This window comes from Campylobacter concisus, from assembly GCF_002913545.1.
GTDB classification, from domain to species: domain Bacteria; phylum Campylobacterota; class Campylobacteria; order Campylobacterales; family Campylobacteraceae; genus Campylobacter_A; species Campylobacter_A concisus_AV.
In genome coordinates this window covers 1-17527 of the sequence record NZ_PPBR01000104.1, presented here as the reverse complement: position 1 = coordinate 17527, position 17527 = coordinate 1, and the positions used below count along the sequence as shown (strand labels likewise).

The window sequence follows — 17527 nt, the reverse complement described above, 5'->3', positions numbered from 1 at the left end:
GAATTTGGCATTAAAATAAGCAAACTTCCAAAAGGAGCGAAAATGGACTATAACAGGCAGAATAAGGGCTTTGTTTGCTTTATGTATGGCTTTGGACGAAGCAGGGCGGTTTATGCGGTTTTGATGATACTAATGGCGCTTTTAGCTGGCTTTTTAACACTTAGCTCAAGCACTCAAGCTGACGTTTCAAATTTACAAATAGCCCTTGGCATCATACTTTGTGGCCTTTTGCTGATCCTTATAAATCCTAAAATTTTCATCATCAAACTAATTGGCTACTTAATCGCCTTAGCTGGCGTTATGATCGCTCTTCACAATGCAAATTTGCTAGGAGCTGATTTTAATTTATATTTTTATGCAAGCCTTATTTTTGGGGCATTTATGATGCTTATGCTTCTTAGCTGGTTTGTCTATAACGCAAGAAGCAGCGAAATAAATGAAATTTAGTTCGCCACTCCCATTAGCACGCTTGTGTAGGTGTTTTGCTTAGGCTCTGAGCTTGTTGCATCGTTTATATTTATGCGGCCAGCCTCAAGCCCAGCTTTTATAAGCGCCTCTTTTACCGCATTTACACGCTCATTTGCAAGCTCTACTAGCTTTGCTTTATCGACCTCGATGCCCTTTAGCGCCTCTTCTCTTAGGGCTTTTTCGCTTCTATCTTTTAAATTTGGCACAAGCTCATTTAAAACCGCGATGTAGTCTTTGCCGCTTGAAGCGATGATTTGATTGATCTTTTGATCTAGTTTTTTGTTTTTATAAAAGCTCTCATCGAGTTTTGAGTATGTTGGAGTTATGCTAAGCTTCATCTTAGGTTTTGAGCCAGTTAGCTTTATGAAATCAGCTATCTTAGGGGCTTCTGAGCTTATAAGCTCGCTACTTCCAGCAAGAAAATCAATAGAGCTAAGATCTTTGCTGCCAAGTCCTAGGGCGTTGCCTAAAAATCTAAACGGAGCTAGTGTGATGTCAGCAAAGAGCTTTTTTACTGCAGCCCAGATGACGCCGCCATATTTAAAGTCAGGATCGTCTAAATTTCCCTCAACTGGCAGGTCGATGTTTATTTGATTATTTTGATCGCTAAGTATCGAGATAGCAAGCGAAAGTGGTAAATTTACAGCGTCTTTTGAATCAACCTTCTCTCCAAGTGTAAGTGAGTCAAAATTTATGAAATTTGAGCCATTTAGTTTTGAGTCGACGACGCTATAGTTTAGGTTTAAATTTAGCTTGCCTTTTTTGATCTTATAGCCCACAAACTGCCCACTATATGGCGTTATATCAGTTAGATCGATATCTTTAAAGTCAAGCTTTATGTCGGTATTTTGCTTTAACTCAAATGGAAAGAGTTTCGCAGTGATCTGCGCAAAGCCATTTTTACCAACCACACCTTGAAACTCGCCTGAGCTTGGGCGCTTTTTATCGATGTCAGTGAGCTTGCCATTTAGCTTTGAGATCGTTGTGGCAAATGGCATAAATAGCGATGCATCTGAGAAATCAACCTCGCCATTTTTTAAAGAGAAGTTTTTCACGCTAAATTTTAGCTCGTCATCTTTTTTGCTAGCCGCCTTTTTGCTCTCAGGTTTTGCCTCGGTTTTAGCCTTATTTTTATCCTCTTTTACGATCTGAGATAGGTTAAATTTACGCTCTTTGCTTAGATGAGCCTTGATAAATGGCGAATTTAAGCTCACTCCGCTTATGGCAAGGTCATTTTTGGCAAATAAAATTTTTTCAAGATCTAGGCTTTTAAAAGCGATTAGTTTTTCGGTTTTTTTGCCATTTAGCCTTATATCTTTGATGCTAACTTTTGCGTCTGCTTTGATATCTTTTGCGTAGTGAAGCTGCGCGTCCGCGCTCATCTGACCGCTAGCTAGAGATGCTTCTAAAAAGGGCTTTGCATAGGCAAAATACTTTGGCAAATTTGTATCATTTAGCTTGATTTTAACGCTTACATCAAGTGGCTCGATCTTTATCTTGGACTCAACATCCAAATTTAGCTTTTGCGAGCTTTTCATCGCCACTTTTGCGTCAAATGGCTTGCTAAAATCGCTACTTAAATTTGCTACTTTTACAAAAAGATTATCAAATTTATGAGCGATCTTTTCGCCCTCAAAAAGATGCGTCAAAGCGATATCTGCGTTATTTACGCTTATATTTTTTATATCAAATTTAAACTCATTTTCTTTGCTTTTTGAAGTGCTTTTATTTTCAGCCTTTTTCTCTAATTTTTTAGTGTGTTTTGCCGCCTTTGTAGCTTTTGTGCTCTGCTCGCCAAATCCTAGTTCATTTACAGCGCTTAGCCCATTCTCACTTAGCTCTGAGCTAAATTTCGCTCTATTTATGCTTACATTTTCAACCCCAAGAGCCATTTTTAAAAGATCAAAGCTTATGCTCTTTATCGCCACATCAGCGACGCTTGCTATATCTTTATTTTTTGCTTTAAGCCCTATGTTTTTTACATTTAGCTCATCAAGGCTCGCAAGGCTCTTGTTGCCATCCATTGTGAAGCTTGTATTTGTCACGCCAGCACTTGCTACGTTTGCATTTGCGCTTTTGCTAAGTGGCGCGTTGATGCCATTAAGTGCTATTTTTTCAAGCGTTAGAGCGGTTTTGTTATTTGCTAAATTTATATTTAAATTTGAAGCATTTATATCTTTTAAATTTGCTAAATTTCTATCCGCTTCATCTATTTTAAGAGCGTTTGCACCTACGCTTTTTAGCTTGGCTGTGGCGTTTAGCTCGCTCTTTTCATTTAAATTTGCAAGAAGCGAGATATCACTTAAATTTAGTGATTTTACGCTCGCGGCGATATTATTTTTAAAAGAGATATCATTTAAATTTATAGCGCTTAAAATTAGAGCAGCCTCTGTTTTGTCAGCTACCTTGCTAACAAGATCAAATTTTGGAAGTTCTAGCTCGCCAAGACTAAGCTCATTTGCACCTTCATCAAGGCTTAGTTCTTTTACATTTAAAAAGCCATCTTTTAAATTTATCCTAGTTGCGTTCTCATCGGCTTTTAAAGCGTAGTTTATCTTTAAATTTATAATGGCATTTTTTAGATTTAACGTGTCATTATCGATAAAACTTATCGCAACTGGCTTTATGCTAAAGTCTTTTACGCTGACGTTGCCCTCTATTTTTAGTGGATTTAGCTTGATGTCTCCATTTAGATCGATCTTGTGCGCTAGGCTTGAGTTTGAGTCAAAGATGTGACTACCTGCGCTGTTTTTCTTCGTATTTAGCGAGCTTAGCTCGTAGTTTATATCATCAAAGCTTACATTAAATGGCTTTGTTAAATTTTGATCGCTATATGAAAATGAACCTTTGATGATTTTTGCGTTATTTAGCGCGAAATTTATCGAGCTGGTGCTGTTATCTTCGCTAGTTGTGTTATCATCGCTTATAAAATTGCTAAAGTTAAAATTTGCCTTTTTATCTCTTGCGATCTTTACTTTTGGCTCATCTAGCCTAAAAATGTCTACCTCAACTAGCTTTTTAAAGATAGAAAATGGCTTTAGCTTAAGGTCGATCTGCTTCGTGCTAAAAAGCGGCGAAGTGGTGTTTAGCTCGGCATTTGTAGCGTTTAGCTCGAAGGTAAAGGGATTAAATTTAGCATCACTTACAAAAAGCGTTGCGTTGTAGTCTTTTAGGTATTTTGGCGCGATATTTTTGATAGCATAAGGCAGACCAAAAAAGCCAAGAAGCGTGTAGATAAGCAAAAGTGAGACTACGCAGATGCCGGTGATTAGGGCTATTTTTTTCTTTTTATCCATTGTGAAATTTACCTTTTTGTTAGCTAAAATGAGCCTTGATTTTACTTTAAAAAAGGTTAAAAGATAGTTAGAAATTTCAAATTTTCTATACATTGAATTTACATTTATCTTAATAATACTTTTATGCATTTCGTATTACTATTCGTCAAATATTTTTTAAACAAAGGAGCGAGTGATGAAGAGATTTTTGGCTTTATTGTTTTTGTTGTTTTCTGCCTTTGCTTATGCAAATGAAAATGCCGTTGTGGTCGCTATCGAGGAGCAAACACCTCGTATAAATCCACTCTACGACGAGGATCACGATCCTACGCTTTCGCTGGTTTTTTCTGGACTTACTAGCCACGATGAAAATAGCCATGTCGTGCCTGAGCTTGCCAAGTCTTGGCAGGTGAGCGATGACGGGCTGGAGTATGTTTTTGAGCTAAGAGATGATGCTTTTTGGCATGACGGGGTGAAATTTAGCGCAAAGGATGTTAAATTTACCATCGAAGCGGCTCAAGATAAGAAGCTAAACGCACCTGCTATCTCAAACTATGAAGTCGTAAAAAGCGTTGAAATTTTAGGCGATTATAAAGTAAAGATCGCGCTAAAAGAGCCTTTTCCGCCATTTCTTGACGCACTTAGCTTTGGCGTTTTGCCTGAGCACATTTTAAAGGGCAAAGATATCGCAACTGATAAATTTAATGACGCACCTATCGGCACTGGCGCATACAAGCTTGTAAAATGGAAAAAAGATGAGAGTTTGGAGTTTGTGGCAAATGATAAATTCTATAAAGGCGAGCCAAAGATAAAAAGGCTATTTTTAAAGATAGTCGGTGATGAAAATTTAAGACTAGTAGGGCTAAAAAGCGGTGAGATCGACGTCGCGCTCATCTCTCCAACTGGTGTAAATTTCATAAAAGATGATAAAAAATTAAGCTTGCTTAAATTTAAAAGTGCGGATTACAGAGCTTTGATGTTTAACTTTAATGATCCTATCTTTCAAGATAAAAATGTAAGGATAGCCCTAAACTACGCGGTCAATAAAGATGAGATCGTTAAAAATTTATTTCATGGATATGCAAGCGTAGCGAACAACCCGATAGAAAAAAGCTTTGCAAACGACAGCGAGTTTAAATTTAGCTACGATCCGCAAAAGGCTAGAGAGCTGCTTGAAAAGAGTGGCTTTAAGAAAAACAAGGCTGGTTTTTTTGAAAAGGACGGCAAAGAGCTTGGCTTTGACATATACGCCTTTAATAACGACATCTTAAGGGTCAATCTAGCTAAAATTTTAAGCAGCGAGTTTGAGAAATTTGGCGTAAGAGCCAAAGCCTATGCAAAGCCAAAAACAGCTTTTAGCATAAGCAAGGTTGATAGCTTTGTAATCGGCTGGGGAAGCCCATTTGATCCAGACTTTCACACATATAGAATTTTTGGCGGATTTGCCGACATCGATGTCAATGAAAATGGCTGGAACTTTAGCCGCTACAAGGACGCAAACGTCGATCTTGCCCTAAAAAACGCGAGATATACAAAGGACGTGGAGCTTAGAAAAAAATACTACAAAGAATTTCTAAAAGCACTTTTTGAAAATCCACCTTACATTTTTATAGCCTATCTTGACTATCCGCTCGTTTTTAACAACAAAATTTCAGGCATAAAGACGCAAATTTTGGGCCACCATGGGGCTGGATTTTTATGGAACATAAGAGAGTGGCAAGTAAAATAGTGGATAAAAACTTTGTTTAGAGCCATTTTAAAAACAGCGATCTCAAGCCTTGGGTTGCTGTTTTTTATCTCATTTTTTCTATTTTTGCTCATATACTTTTTGCCAGGAAACGTCACTGATGCGATGTTTTTGCGAAGTCAGGCGGTGAGCGTGGCTATAAAAGAGCAAATTTTAGAAAATTTGGGGCTAAAAGATGGCTTTTTTGTGCAGTATTTTAGATGGCTGGCTCACTTTGTCACGGGGGATTTTGGCACTAGTTTTGTAAGTGGGGCAAGCGTTTTTTTACTCATTAAAGAGAGACTTTTAAACTCTCTTATCTTGTTTTTTGCTTCGTTTTTTCTGATAGTTTTTTTATCATTTTTTTTAGGGTTTTTAAGTGCCATTTATAAAAATAAATTTGCCGATATCTTTATAAATTTTAGCTCGTTTTTGCTAGCTTCCTTGCCACATTTTTACGTAGCACTCGTGCTAATAGCGATCTTTAGCGTCTATCTAAATTTGTTGCCAAGCTCTGGGGCAAACGAGCTAGGATCTAGCGGCGTTGGGGTGAAATTTATCATCTTACCAACGCTTGCCATCATCTTGCCACACCTTGGCGCAAACGTGAAATTTGTAAGAGACAGGCTAAATCAAAGCCTAAACGCCGACTTTATCCAGACAGCTCACGCTAGAGGCTTGGGGCGGGGTAAAATTTATCTCTTTGCCATAAAGCATGCAAGCACCGATATAGTCTATTATTTCGCCACACTTGTAGCTGGCGTTTTTGCTGGCTCATACGTCATTGAGAGCATTTTTTCTTTTCCAGGCATAGGCAAGCTTAGCCTTGATGCAGTCATCGCCAAAGACTATCCAGTCGCACTTGCGACCATTTTGCTAACGGCTGTTTTTGTCGTTTTTGCAAATTTACTGGCTAAAATTTTTGCCATATTAGCAGATAAGAGAAATTTATGAGAAAAGTCATATTTTTCCTAGCCTGTTTTGTCTTTTTGGCACTTGTCACATTTGCCTTTGTGACGCCGTTTTTCTCTAAATTTGAGCCAAATTTCACTGATTTTATGGCGGTAAATTTAGCCCCAAGTAGCGAGCATATCTTTGGCACGGACATCCTTGGTAGAGACAATCTCATAAGAGTGGCCTACGCGCTTAAAAACTCGCTTCTTATCTTGCTTTTAGCTGGCTTTTTAACGACGCTTTTCTCGCTCATCTACGCATACTTTGGCACAAGCAAGAGCAGGATTTGCGAGAGCCTTTTTGACAAGGGGCTTGATGCTTTTTTAAGCATACCAAACATCGTTTTTATCATGCTTTTTAGCTCATTTAGTAGCGGAGATCTGCTTATAACATCTTTTATCATCGCTATTTGCTCGTTTATGCAGGGCGCAAAAGTCTTTATGCAAAATTTAAGACTTAGTAAAAAGTGCGACTACGCCGAGCAAGCTGTGATAAATGGGGCTAGCAAATTTAGCCTTGTCTGCTTTGAAATTTTGCCAAATTTAAAGCATCTAATAGTTAGCATCTTTGGCATAAACGCGATAAACGCGGTCGTCATGGAGGCTACGCTTGGCTTTTTTGGCGTGGGTAGCGACGCAAATAAAATAAGCCTTGGCATCATGCTAAATGAGAGCAAAGAGGCACTTTTTCTTGGCTCTTGGTGGATGGTGCTTTTCCCTGGCGTGACGCTCTTTTTACTCATCCTCGCAACCTCGATCATCACGTCAAATTCAAAAAATGGCAATATAAAAATATGATAGAGATTAAAAATTTAAACGTTTTTTATAAGGATAAGAAGCTTTTGCGTGAGCTTGATTTTGCCATGAGCGAGGGCAAATTTATAGGTATCACGGGTGCAAGTGGCAGTGGCAAATCGCTCTTTGCAAAGAGCTTAATAAGGCTTTTTGATGATGATTTTAGAGTGAGAGCGGATAAATTTAGCATTTATAAAAAAGATATCTTAAAACTTAGTCAAAATGAGCTAAAAGAGCACCGAAAAAAGGTCGCTGCGCTTGTTTTTCAAAACTCAGTTGCAAGCCTTCATCCGCTCTTAAACGTGGGCGATCATTTTAACGCCTATCTTGGCGGCGATAATAAATCAAATAAAGAGCTTGCATTTGCTTATTTTATGGAGTTTGGGCTGGGTAATGCAAATCTCATCTGGCACAAATTCTCATACGAGCTAAGTGGCGGTGAGGCGAGCCGTGTGCAGATCGCTCTTGCGCTTTGTTTGAAGCCAAAAATTTTAATCTGCGACGAGATAACAAGCGGGCTTGATAGCATTAGCGCTAGCCATGTGGCGGGCATCTTAGAGAGCCTAAAAGGCAAGATGAGCGTCATTTTTATCTCGCACGATGAGGTGCTGACAAAATATCTTAGTGATGAAATTTGGCAGATGAGAGATGGGCGGCTAAATTTAAAGGAAAATGCGTGAAAATCAGGCTTGAAAACGTATCAAAAAGTTTAAGCTTTAAGGAGCATTTTAACGCTAGAGCTGAAGTGCTGCACCTTTTAGAGGGGATAAATTACGAGCTTGATGATGGCGAAAATTTAGCCATTTTGGGGCAAAGTGGCAGTGGTAAAAGCACGCTTGCAAAGCTCATATCATTTAGCGAGCCAAAAAGTGGGGGCAAAATTTATATAAACAGTGAAGAAATCACGGACAAAAATGAGCTCAAAAAAGATATCAGATATATCTTGCAAAACCAAAAACAAGCCCTAAATCCAGCGCTAAAAGTAAAAACCGCCATCGCTCATGTGAGGTCGTATCTTAAGCTTAATTTTAGCGAAAATGAGCTTAAAGAGCTTCTCTCTAATTTAAATTTAAAAGATGAAATTTTAGGCAAATATCCATCACAGCTAAGTGGCGGCGAGGCGACAAGGGTTGGGATACTGCTAGCGCTTCTTTCAAAGCCAAAAGTCTTAATCTGCGACGAGATAACAAGCGGACTTGACAACGAGACGAAGCAAAAGATCATAAATTTGCTTTTAAGCTTAGATGAAAAGATCAGCATTATCTTTATCACGCACGATATTTTAAGTGCGATGAAGATAGCGCAAAAGGTGCTAATCATCGAATCTGGCAAGCAAGTGGCGTGGGGTAAATTTGAAGATCTTACAAGCCAAAATGTCCTTAAAAAATACCTTGATGCAGCTAAATTTTATGACGCCAAACTTTGATATAATGCAAGCAAAAAAGGTCAAATTTGCTAGTTCATATCTGCTGCTCGGTCGATAGCCACTACTTTTTACAGCGCCTACGAAAAGATCATCCAAATGAGCGAATAGTAGGCTATTTTTACGATCCAAACATACATCCATATAGCGAATTTTTACTGCGTTTTGAGGACGTGAAGCGAAGCTGCGAGAAGCTAGGTATCGAGCTAATATGCGGCGAATACGACTACGAAGTGTGGCTTGGCGGTACAAAGGGGCTTGAAGATGAGCCAGAAAAGGGCAAAAGGTGCGAATACTGCTTTGATTTTCGTATGAAAGACTCTGCTAAAAAGGCGATAGAGCTTGGTCTAAATAAGATCACGACGACACTTTTGATGAGCCCAAAAAAGGACTTTTCTCAGCTTAAAAAGGCGCTTGATGAGGCGGTGGCTGGCTCAAATTTAGAGGCGGTTGCGGTTGATTATAGAAAAAATGGTGGCACAAGCGAGCAGTTTATCTTAGCTAAAAAAGACAAGCTCTATCACCAAAACTACTGCGGCTGCGTCTTTGCGCTAAAAAAACAGCGCGACTCGCAAAATTTACCCCAAAGTGAGCTAATGAGCGAGCTACACGCAAGGGCGCTTTATGGCAGCATTGAGGCTAGACTTGAGCTTTACAAAAAGGTGCGCCTTTGCGAGGCGAGAGGGGAGAAATTTCACCTTTTTAGAAGGCGCTTTTTAAACTACAGGCTTTTGCGCGCTAGTGTTAAATTTGATGGAGTTGTGGTGCCAAGCTACTTTGTGCTCTACTCTGGCTTTAAAAGAGAGAATTTAAAGCTTAATGTAGAGCGTGACTGCGAGATCGATGATGAGCTAAAAGAGGGCGCGATATTTATGAGCATAGGGCGCTTTAATAAATTTACAAATAGCAAATTTAAAAGCGTTGATGAGCTTTGTAAAAGGCCGCTTGAGCTTGGCGCTGAGATGAAATTTCGTAGGCAGATATGCGGGGAGTTTTCGCAAAATCCTATCATCGTCTTAGATGAGGTCAAAAAGGGCAGCTACGAAATTTACGCAAAGGCTGTTTTTTACAACGATAGCGAAGAAATTTTGGTTTTAGAGGACTAAATTTAGACCTACTAAGGCTAAATTTCAGATATTTTAAAAGAGACTAATAATTTTTTTCTTAGTATAAATTTGTTACAATCTGCCAAAATTTACATTACTAAGGCTAAAACGTGATAGACGTCGTAGAAATTCAAAAAATTCTCCCACATAGATTTCCTTTTTTGCTTATCGATAGAGTTGTCGAGCTAGAGCCTGCAAAAAACATCGTCGCTTATAAAAATGTAACCATTGGCGAGCCGATATTTCAGGGGCACTTCCCAGGCCACCCGATCTATCCTGGCGTGATGATCATTGAGGGCATGGCGCAAGCTGGCGGCGTGCTAGCGTTTAAGAGCATGAGCGACGAGCATCAAGCTGGCATCGAGAACAAAGTAGTCTATTTTATGAGCATAGACGGAGCGAAATTTCGCCATCCAGTCCGCCCTGGAGATAGGCTAGAGTATAGATTAAATGTATTAAAACATAAAGGCAATATCTGGGTGCTTGAGGGCAAAGCATACGTTGATGATGTGCTATGCGCCGAGGCTGAACTAAAAGCGATGATAGTCGATAAATAGGCTTTTGCTTAAAAAAGAGAGACAATGAAAAATATCCACCAAACAGCAGTTATAGAAGATGGAGCGATCATTGGAGATGACGCAAATATCGAGGCTTACGCATTTGTAAGCAAAGATGCGGTCCTTGGCAACAACGTCACGATAAAACAAGGCGCAAGGGTGCTTGGCAAGACGAGGATCGGCGATAACTCTCGTGTATTTAGCTACGCGATCGTAGGCGACATCCCGCAAGATATCAGTTATAAAGATGAGGTCGATACTGGCGTCATCATCGGCGAGCATGCAACTATACGTGAGTTTTGCACGATAAACTCAGGCACGCACAAGGGCGATGGTATAACAAGGATCGGCGATAACGCCTTTATCATGGCATATTCTCACATCGCACACGACTGCATAATAGGCAGCAACGTCATTTTGGCAAATAACGCAACTCTAGCAGGCCACGTCGAGCTTGGCGACTACGCTGTTGTGGGCGGTCTTACGCCTATTCATCAGTTTGTTAGAGTGGGTGAGAGCTGCATGGTCGCAGGAGCAAGCGCTCTTAGCCAAGATGTAGTGCCATTTTGCCTAGCTGAGGGCAACAGAGCCTATATAAGAAGCTTAAATTTAGTTGGCATTAGGCGTAGATTTGACAAAGAGCAGGTTGAAGAGCTTGTTCGCGCTTATAAATTTTTGTTTAATCAAGGCATCAGCCTAAAAGATCAAGCAAATGAGCTGATCGCAAAAACCAGCGACGAAAACGTTAAAAAAATGTGTAAATTTATATTAGAAACGACAAGAGGAATTCCGCTTGCAAAAGGAAGAGATTAATGGCTAGAAAGTGTAATTTTTGTGGCGAGGCTGAGTCTGCTGAGAGAAGGTTATTAGCAGATATCGAAGGAAACGCCTATATATGCGAGTATTGCATCAGTGCCGCATACGATATGATACATGGTGATACGAGTGTAGAAGAGAGTAAAAACGATGAGGCGATAGAGTATCAAAAGCTCACACCAAAGGAGCTAAAAGCGGTACTTGATAACTACGTGATCGGTCAAGATAGGGCTAAAAAGGTCTTTAGCGTCGGCGTATATAACCACTATAAGAGAATTTTTAAACAAAGCGACATCAAAGACGACACAGAAATTTCAAAGTCAAACATCTTGCTTGTTGGTCCAACTGGAAGTGGCAAGACGTTGATGGCTCAGACTTTGGCGAGATTTCTTGACGTGCCTATCGCGATTTGCGATGCGACAAGCTTAACTGAGGCTGGATATGTCGGCGAGGACGTTGAAAACATCCTCACAAGGCTCTTACAAGCTGCAAATGGCGACGTGAAAAAGGCGGAGCAGGGCATTGTATTTGTCGATGAGATCGATAAGATCGCTAGAATGAGCGAAAATAGAAGCATCACAAGAGACGTTTCAGGCGAGGGCGTGCAGCAAGCGCTTTTAAAGATCATCGAAGGAAGTGTCGTAAATATCCCACCAAAAGGCGGCAGAAAGCATCCAAACCAAGACTTCATCCAGATAGATACGACAAATATCTTATTTGTTTGTGGCGGTGCATTTGACGGACTTCTTGACATCATCGAGCGCAGAGTCGGTAAAAACGTACTTGGCTTTAACCAAGAAAAACGTGGCAAAAACGAAAAAGAGAATTTACTAAGCCTGCTTGAGCCAGACGATCTTGTAAAATATGGCCTCATCCCAGAGCTCATCGGCAGACTTCACGTGGTGGCTACATTAAATGAGATAACAAAAGAGGATATGGTTAAAATTTTGACCGAGCCAAAAAATGCGATATTAAAACAATATCAAAAGCTCTGTGCGATCGACGGCGCTACGCTTAAATTTGATGATGAGGCGCTTGAAGAGATAGCGAGCCTTGCGATCGAGCGAAAGACTGGAGCAAGAGGGCTTAGAAGCATAATGGAAGAGCTCATGACAGATATAATGTATGATCTACCAGAGCTAAAAGACTACGATATCGTGATCTCAAAAGAGACGGTAAAAGATAAGGCAAAGCCGATTTTGGTAAAGCACAATAAATTAACAGCGTAAAGGAAATAGATGTTTTTAGATCAGGTTATAGGTTTTTTCTCAAGTGATATGGGTATAGATTTAGGTACGGCAAACACTTTGGTTTTGGTAAAAGATAAGGGAATAATCATAAATGAACCATCAGTTGTTGCGGTAAGACGTGAAAAATATGGAAAACAAAAAATTCTAGCAGTCGGCCACGCTGCAAAAGAGATGGTGGGAAAAACTCCTGGCGACATCGAGGCGATAAGACCGATGAGAGATGGCGTTATCGCGGACTTTGACATGACAGAGAGAATGATACGCTACTTTATAGAAAAGACCCATAGAAGGAAAAATTTCTTACGCCCAAGGATCATCATCTCAGTTCCTTACGGACTTACTCAGGTTGAAAGAAAGGCTGTTAGAGAGAGTGCGCTAAGTGCTGGTGCAAGAGAGGTATTTTTGATAGAAGAGCCTATGGCAGCGGCTATCGGAGCAAATTTACCAGTTCGTGAGCCACAAGGCAACCTTGTAGTTGATATCGGCGGTGGTACGACTGAGATCGGTGTCGTCTCACTTGGCGGTCTGGTAATATCAAAATCTATCCGCACAGCTGGCGACAAGATAGATAGCAGCATAGTTAATTACATAAAAGAAAAATACAACTTACTAATAGGCGAGAGAACAGGCGAGGAGATAAAGATCGCTGTGGGCTCTGCTGTTCAGCTTGAAAAAGAGCTAAGCGTAGTGGTAAAAGGACGCGACCAAGTGAGCGGTCTTTTAAGTAGGGTTGAGCTAACAAGCGAGGATGTGAGAGAGGCGATGAGAGAACCGCTAAAAGAGATCGCAGATGCGCTAAAAACCGTGCTTGAGATGATGCCGCCTGATCTTGCTGGCGATATCGTCGAGACTGGTATCGTACTAACTGGCGGTGGAGCGCTTATTAGAGGGCTTGACAAGTTCTTGTCTGATATCGTTAAGCTTCCAGTATTTGTAGCTGATGAGCCGCTTCTTGCCGTTGCTAGAGGCACAGGCAAGGCACTTCAAGAGATCGGACTTTTACAACAGCTAACAAATGAAGAGTAAGATTGTTCTTTTTGTTTTTATAGCGTTGCTTGCTGGCGCCTCGATGTTTAAGGGCGAAATTTTAAGCAATATATCTATCAAATTTAGCAACTACGCTATAAATTCATACGACAATTTTGCTAAAAGCGTGAAAGATTATATAAATGAATATTTTAGGCAGGCTAGCGAGATAGAAAAACTAAGAGCGCAAAACAAAGAGCTAGAGCGCTCAGCCACGCTTCTATCTACTTTTGCAAACGAGCTAAATCAAATTTTAAAAGATAAAAACTCAACTGCCTACGCCCCAGCTGTAAAGCTAGTAAAAGGGCTTAGCTACGTGCATATCGGGGATTATAATAAAATTTGGATAAGCGAGTTTGAAGGATACGACCCAAATAAAATTTATGGGCTCATCTATCAAGGAAGCAGCGCTGGCATCGTCATCGCAAAAGATGGCAAGCCACTAGCATACTTGCAAAATGACCCAAAAAGTATATTTGCAGTCTATATAGGAAATGACAAAATTCCAGGCGTCGCGCATGGAAATCAAGGTCAAATAATGGTGAAATTTATCCCACAATGGCTCAGCCCAAAAGAGGGCGACGAGGTCTTTACGAGCGGGCTTGACGGGATATTTTTTAGTGGGGTGCCAGTAGGGCGCGTGAGTAAAATTTTAAAAGAGAGCTCCTATCAAAGCGTGATAGTTGAGCCTTATGCGAAGCTAAACATACCAAACTACCTATACGTTGTAACAAAGGAAAAATGATGCCAAAAAGAACAGATATAAATACCATTTTGCTAATCGGCTCAGGCCCTATCGTCATCGGTCAAGCCTGCGAATTTGACTACTCAGGCACGCAAGCGGCCAAGACACTAAAAGAGCTTGGATACCGCGTAGTGCTTATCAACTCAAACCCAGCCACCATCATGACTGACCCAAATTTCGCCGACGCAACGTATATAGAGCCGATCACAAAAGATAGCATTTTAAGGATCATTGAAAAAGAAAATATTGACGCCATCTTGCCAACGATGGGCGGTCAAGTGGCGCTAAATGCCGCTATGGAAGTCTTTGAGAGCGGACTTTTAAAGGATGTCAAATTTCTTGGTGCAAACCCAGAAGCGATAAAAAAAGGCGAAGATAGACAAATTTTTAAAGCGACTATGCAAAAGATCGGCATGGACCTGCCTGAGAGTAGATATGCTTATAACATGGACGACGCGCTAAATGCGGCAAACGAGATAGGCTTCCCACTCATCATAAGAGCTAGTTACACGCTTGGTGGCGCAGGAAGTGGCGTGGCTTATAATATGGACGAGTTTAAAGAGCTAGCCAACACCGGTCTTGACGCAAGCCCAATACATGAAATTTTGATAGAAGAGAGCTTGCTTGGCTGGAAAGAGTATGAGATGGAGGTCATTAGAGATAGAAATGACAACTGCATCATCGTCTGCTCGATCGAGAATTTCGACCCAATGGGCGTGCATACAGGCGACTCTATCACGGTCGCACCAGCTTTAACGCTCACAGATAAAGAGTATCAGGCGATGCGTGACGCTAGTTTTGCTATACTTCGCGAGATCGGCGTTGATACTGGCGGCAGCAACGTGCAGTTTGCCATAGACCCAAAAACTGGCCGCATGATCGTTATCGAGATGAACCCACGCGTTAGCCGAAGCTCGGCGCTTGCCAGTAAAGCTACTGGCTACCCTATCGCAAAGGTCGCGACACTTCTTGCAGTTGGTTTTAGCTTAGATGAGATCAAAAACGACATAACTGGCACGCCTGCTAGCTTTGAGCCGGTGATCGACTACATCGTGACAAAGATCCCACGCTTTACATTTGAGAAATTCCCAGGATCAAACCCATATCTAGGCACTGCGATGAAGTCAGTCGGCGAGGTTATGGCGATAGGTAGGACATTTAAAGAGAGCATCCAAAAGGCGCTTTGTAGTCTAGAGCGCGACCTTTGCGGATTTAACAGCCTTAGCCTAGAGAAAAACGCTTTGATTTATGGCATCAGAAATGCAAATGAGAGGAGAATTTTATATCTAGCGCAAGCCTTTAGAGATGGCTTTAGTGTGGCTGAGGTGCATGAGTTTAGCAAGATCGATCCTTGGTTTTTGGAGCAAATTTATGAGATAGTTAAATTTGAAGATAAGATCGACATGGATATCTTAAACAATGAAGAGCTACTGCGAGAGGCCAAAAGTATGGGCTTTTCAGACAAGATGATAGCTGTGCTTATAAATGAAAAAGACGATCTTGAGCTTAGCCAAAATGATATCTATTTTGCTAGGCAAAAACTTGGCATCGAGCTTGAATACAACGAGGTCGATACTTGCGCGGGCGAGTTTAAGGCACTAACGCCATATCTTTACTCAACCACAAATATCACTAAATTTCCTAAAAAAGAGCCTGTGAAAGACGCTAAAAAGGTGATGATAATAGGCGGCGGTCCAAACAGGATCGGCCAGGGCATAGAGTTTGACTACTGCTGCGTGCATGCAAGCTATGCCTTAAGAGACCTTGGCATAAAAACGATAATGTATAACTGCAACCCAGAAACCGTCTCAACCGACTACGACACGAGCGATATTTTGTATTTTGAGCCGATCGATTTTGAGCACGTTAGATCAGTCATCGAGCGCGAAAAGCCAGACGGCGTGATCGTGCATTTTGGCGGCCAAACTCCGCTTAAATTTGCAAAACGCCTAAGCGTTATCGGCGCTAAGATCATCGGCACAACTGCAAGAGTGATCGACGTGGCCGAGGATAGAAAGAAATTTAGCGAATTTATAAATAAAATAGGCGTCCTTCAGCCTAAAAACGACACCGCTACTAGCTTAGAAGAAGCCTTGCAGAAGGCTGCAACTATCGGCTACCCAGTGCTTGTTCGCCCAAGCTACGTTCTAGGCGGCAGGGCGATGAGAAGAGTGCATAACGAGAGTGAGCTAAAAGAGTATATGAGCGAGGCGGTAAAGGTTAGCAACCACTCGCCAGTACTACTTGATAAATTTTTACAAGATGCAAAAGAGCTCGACGTAGACGCGATATGTGATGGCAAAGAGGTCTATATCGGCGCTATAATGGAGCACATCGAGGAGGCTGGAATTCACTCTGGAGACTCAGCTTGCATATTGCCACCGATGAGTTTAAGCGATGAGATGATAAAAAAAGTGGAGAAGCAAACTAGAGATATCGCGCTAAATTTAGGCGTTGTTGGCCTTATGAATATCCAGTTTGCTATCTATGAAAATGAGCTTTATATGATCGAGGTAAATCCTCGTGCGAGCAGGACCGTGCCGTTTGTGAGCAAGGCCACTGGCGTGCCTATGGCAAAGGTAGCTACAAGAGTTATGTGGCAGGGAAATTTACGTGAGGCGCTTAAATTTTATGATGATTACAGAGTTGTTTATGAAGATGGCGACATCTTAAAACCTCGCGTAAGTTCGCATGTTTGCGTAAAAGAGTGCGTGCTGCCGTTTAACAAGCTAAGTGGCGCTGATCTTATCCTTGGCCCTGAGATGAAGAGCACGGGCGAGGTCATGGGCATAAGCCACGACTTTGCAAGCTCATTTGCAAAGAGCCAGATCGCTGCTAGCAACACTTTGCCAAGCAAGGGCAGGGTATTTTTAACGCTAGCTGACGCTGATAAATCTTACGCGCCTGATCTTGCAAAAGAGCTAATAGCGCTTGGTTTTAGCATCGTCGCAACTGGCGGTACGCATAAAATTTTAAGCGAAGCTGGCGTGGAGGCTGAGTTTGTCTATAAGATAAGCGAGGGCAGACCAAACGTCGAAGATAGACTAAAAAATGGCGATATAGCACTTGTTATAAACACAAGCGATACAAAATCAAGCGTAGATGATGGCAAAAAGATCCGCCAAAATATACTTAGATTTAAGATCCCATACTTCACAACTATCCGTGCAGCACTTGCGGCCGCTAAGTCGCTAAGCACAGTTCAAACTGGCAAAGCACTTGAAGTAAAAAGCTTGCAAGAGTATCTAAGCCAGAGATAGTAAATTTAGTGGCAGTTTTATCTGCCACTAGCTAAATTTCACTTCTATTTAATTAGCTATTTTTTAAAGCACTAGCTACCTTTAGAGCGCTTGCAAATGCAAAATGCAAGTTATATCCGCCAAGCAT

The 17527-nt window shown here is 41.2% G+C and carries 14 protein-coding genes; 13 read left to right on the top strand and 1 reads right to left on the bottom strand.

The genetic code is table 11. The features are described from left to right. Positions 1–42: 42 nt before the first annotated feature. Positions 43–447 carry a hypothetical protein gene (locus tag CYP05_RS06820; RefSeq protein WP_103642405.1) on the top strand — a complete coding sequence of 135 codons (405 nt, stop codon included), beginning with the start codon at positions 43–45 and terminating at the stop codon, positions 445–447. Here the strand turns inward: CYP05_RS06820 and CYP05_RS06815 are convergent. Beyond that, a complete protein-coding gene (locus CYP05_RS06815) occupies positions 444–3764 on the bottom strand; it encodes a DUF748 domain-containing protein (protein ID WP_103642427.1) in 3321 nt (1106 codons plus the stop codon). The two genes, CYP05_RS06820 and CYP05_RS06815, sit on opposite strands and share 4 nt — an antisense overlap. A gap of 175 nt (positions 3765–3939) precedes the next feature. Between CYP05_RS06815 and CYP05_RS06810 the strand changes: the two genes are divergently transcribed. The 12 genes from CYP05_RS06810 to carB all read left to right on the top strand — a co-directional run bounded on the left by CYP05_RS06810 (position 3940) and on the right by carB (position 17400). Next, positions 3940–5472, top strand: coding sequence for an ABC transporter substrate-binding protein (locus CYP05_RS06810; RefSeq protein ID WP_103642404.1), 1533 nt, complete (start codon positions 3940–3942; stop codon positions 5470–5472). 12 nt (positions 5473–5484) lie between these two features. Beyond that, the gene (locus tag CYP05_RS06805; RefSeq protein WP_103642403.1) at positions 5485–6423 is read left to right on the top strand and encodes an ABC transporter permease; all 939 of its coding nucleotides are present in this window, start codon (positions 5485–5487) and stop codon (positions 6421–6423) included. After that, positions 6420–7220: an ABC transporter permease gene (locus CYP05_RS06800; RefSeq protein ID WP_103642402.1), complete on the top strand. Its 801-nt coding sequence runs from the start codon at positions 6420–6422 to the stop codon at positions 7218–7220. The genes CYP05_RS06805 and CYP05_RS06800 overlap by 4 nt, the downstream gene beginning before the upstream one ends. After that, the gene (locus tag CYP05_RS06795) at positions 7217–7897 is read left to right on the top strand and encodes an ATP-binding cassette domain-containing protein (RefSeq protein ID WP_103642401.1); all 681 of its coding nucleotides are present in this window, start codon (positions 7217–7219) and stop codon (positions 7895–7897) included. Before CYP05_RS06800 ends, CYP05_RS06795 begins: the two co-directional genes overlap by 4 nt. Continuing rightward, a complete protein-coding gene (locus tag CYP05_RS06790; protein WP_103642400.1) occupies positions 7894–8643 on the top strand; it encodes an ATP-binding cassette domain-containing protein in 750 nt (249 codons plus the stop codon). The genes CYP05_RS06795 and CYP05_RS06790 overlap by 4 nt, the downstream gene beginning before the upstream one ends. A 26-nt stretch (positions 8644–8669) precedes the next feature. Next, a complete protein-coding gene (locus CYP05_RS06785; RefSeq protein ID WP_103642399.1) occupies positions 8670–9746 on the top strand; it encodes an epoxyqueuosine reductase QueH in 1077 nt (358 codons plus the stop codon). 110 nt (positions 9747–9856) lie between these two features. Then, on the top strand, positions 9857–10303 hold the full coding sequence (gene fabZ / locus CYP05_RS06780) for a 3-hydroxyacyl-ACP dehydratase FabZ (RefSeq protein WP_004317884.1): 447 nt from the start codon (positions 9857–9859) through the stop codon (positions 10301–10303). A 24-nt stretch (positions 10304–10327) separates the two neighbouring features. Next, positions 10328–11116: an acyl-ACP--UDP-N-acetylglucosamine O-acyltransferase gene (gene lpxA / locus CYP05_RS06775; protein WP_009295380.1), complete on the top strand. Its 789-nt coding sequence runs from the start codon at positions 10328–10330 to the stop codon at positions 11114–11116. Beyond that, positions 11116–12348: an ATP-dependent Clp protease ATP-binding subunit ClpX gene (gene clpX / locus CYP05_RS06770; protein WP_103642398.1), complete on the top strand. Its 1233-nt coding sequence runs from the start codon at positions 11116–11118 to the stop codon at positions 12346–12348. Before lpxA ends, clpX begins: the two co-directional genes overlap by 1 nt. 9 nt (positions 12349–12357) lie before the next feature. Then, positions 12358–13395 (top strand): rod shape-determining protein, encoded by a 1038-nt coding sequence (locus CYP05_RS06765; protein ID WP_002939972.1) that lies wholly within the window; start codon positions 12358–12360, stop codon positions 13393–13395. Then, positions 13385–14140 carry a rod shape-determining protein MreC gene (gene mreC, locus CYP05_RS06760; protein ID WP_004317872.1) on the top strand — a complete coding sequence of 252 codons (756 nt, stop codon included), beginning with the start codon at positions 13385–13387 and terminating at the stop codon, positions 14138–14140. The genes CYP05_RS06765 and mreC overlap by 11 nt, the downstream gene beginning before the upstream one ends. Further along, positions 14140–17400 carry a carbamoyl-phosphate synthase large subunit gene (carB, locus tag CYP05_RS06755; RefSeq protein WP_103642397.1) on the top strand — a complete coding sequence of 1087 codons (3261 nt, stop codon included), beginning with the start codon at positions 14140–14142 and terminating at the stop codon, positions 17398–17400. The genes mreC and carB overlap by 1 nt, the downstream gene beginning before the upstream one ends. Positions 17401–17527: the final 127 nt, after the last annotated feature.

Bases quoted from the DNA above. Each gene is read 5' to 3' on its own strand.
- CYP05_RS06820 (WP_103642405.1), top strand. From the start codon at position 43: ATGGACTATAACAGGCAGAATAAGGGCTTTGTTTGCTTTATGTATGGC.
- CYP05_RS06815 (WP_103642427.1), bottom strand. From the start codon at position 3,764: ATGGATAAAAAGAAAAAAATAGCCCTAATCACCGGCATCTGCGTAGTC.
- CYP05_RS06810 (WP_103642404.1), top strand. From the start codon at position 3,940: ATGAAGAGATTTTTGGCTTTATTGTTTTTGTTGTTTTCTGCCTTTGCT.
- CYP05_RS06800 (WP_103642402.1), top strand. From the start codon at position 6,420: ATGAGAAAAGTCATATTTTTCCTAGCCTGTTTTGTCTTTTTGGCACTT.
- CYP05_RS06795 (WP_103642401.1), top strand. From the start codon at position 7,217: ATGATAGAGATTAAAAATTTAAACGTTTTTTATAAGGATAAGAAGCTT.
- lpxA (WP_009295380.1), top strand. From the start codon at position 10,328: ATGAAAAATATCCACCAAACAGCAGTTATAGAAGATGGAGCGATCATT.
- clpX (WP_103642398.1), top strand. From the start codon at position 11,116: ATGGCTAGAAAGTGTAATTTTTGTGGCGAGGCTGAGTCTGCTGAGAGA.
- CYP05_RS06765 (WP_002939972.1), top strand. From the start codon at position 12,358: ATGTTTTTAGATCAGGTTATAGGTTTTTTCTCAAGTGATATGGGTATA.
- mreC (WP_004317872.1), top strand. From the start codon at position 13,385: ATGAAGAGTAAGATTGTTCTTTTTGTTTTTATAGCGTTGCTTGCTGGC.
- carB (WP_103642397.1), top strand. From the start codon at position 14,140: ATGCCAAAAAGAACAGATATAAATACCATTTTGCTAATCGGCTCAGGC.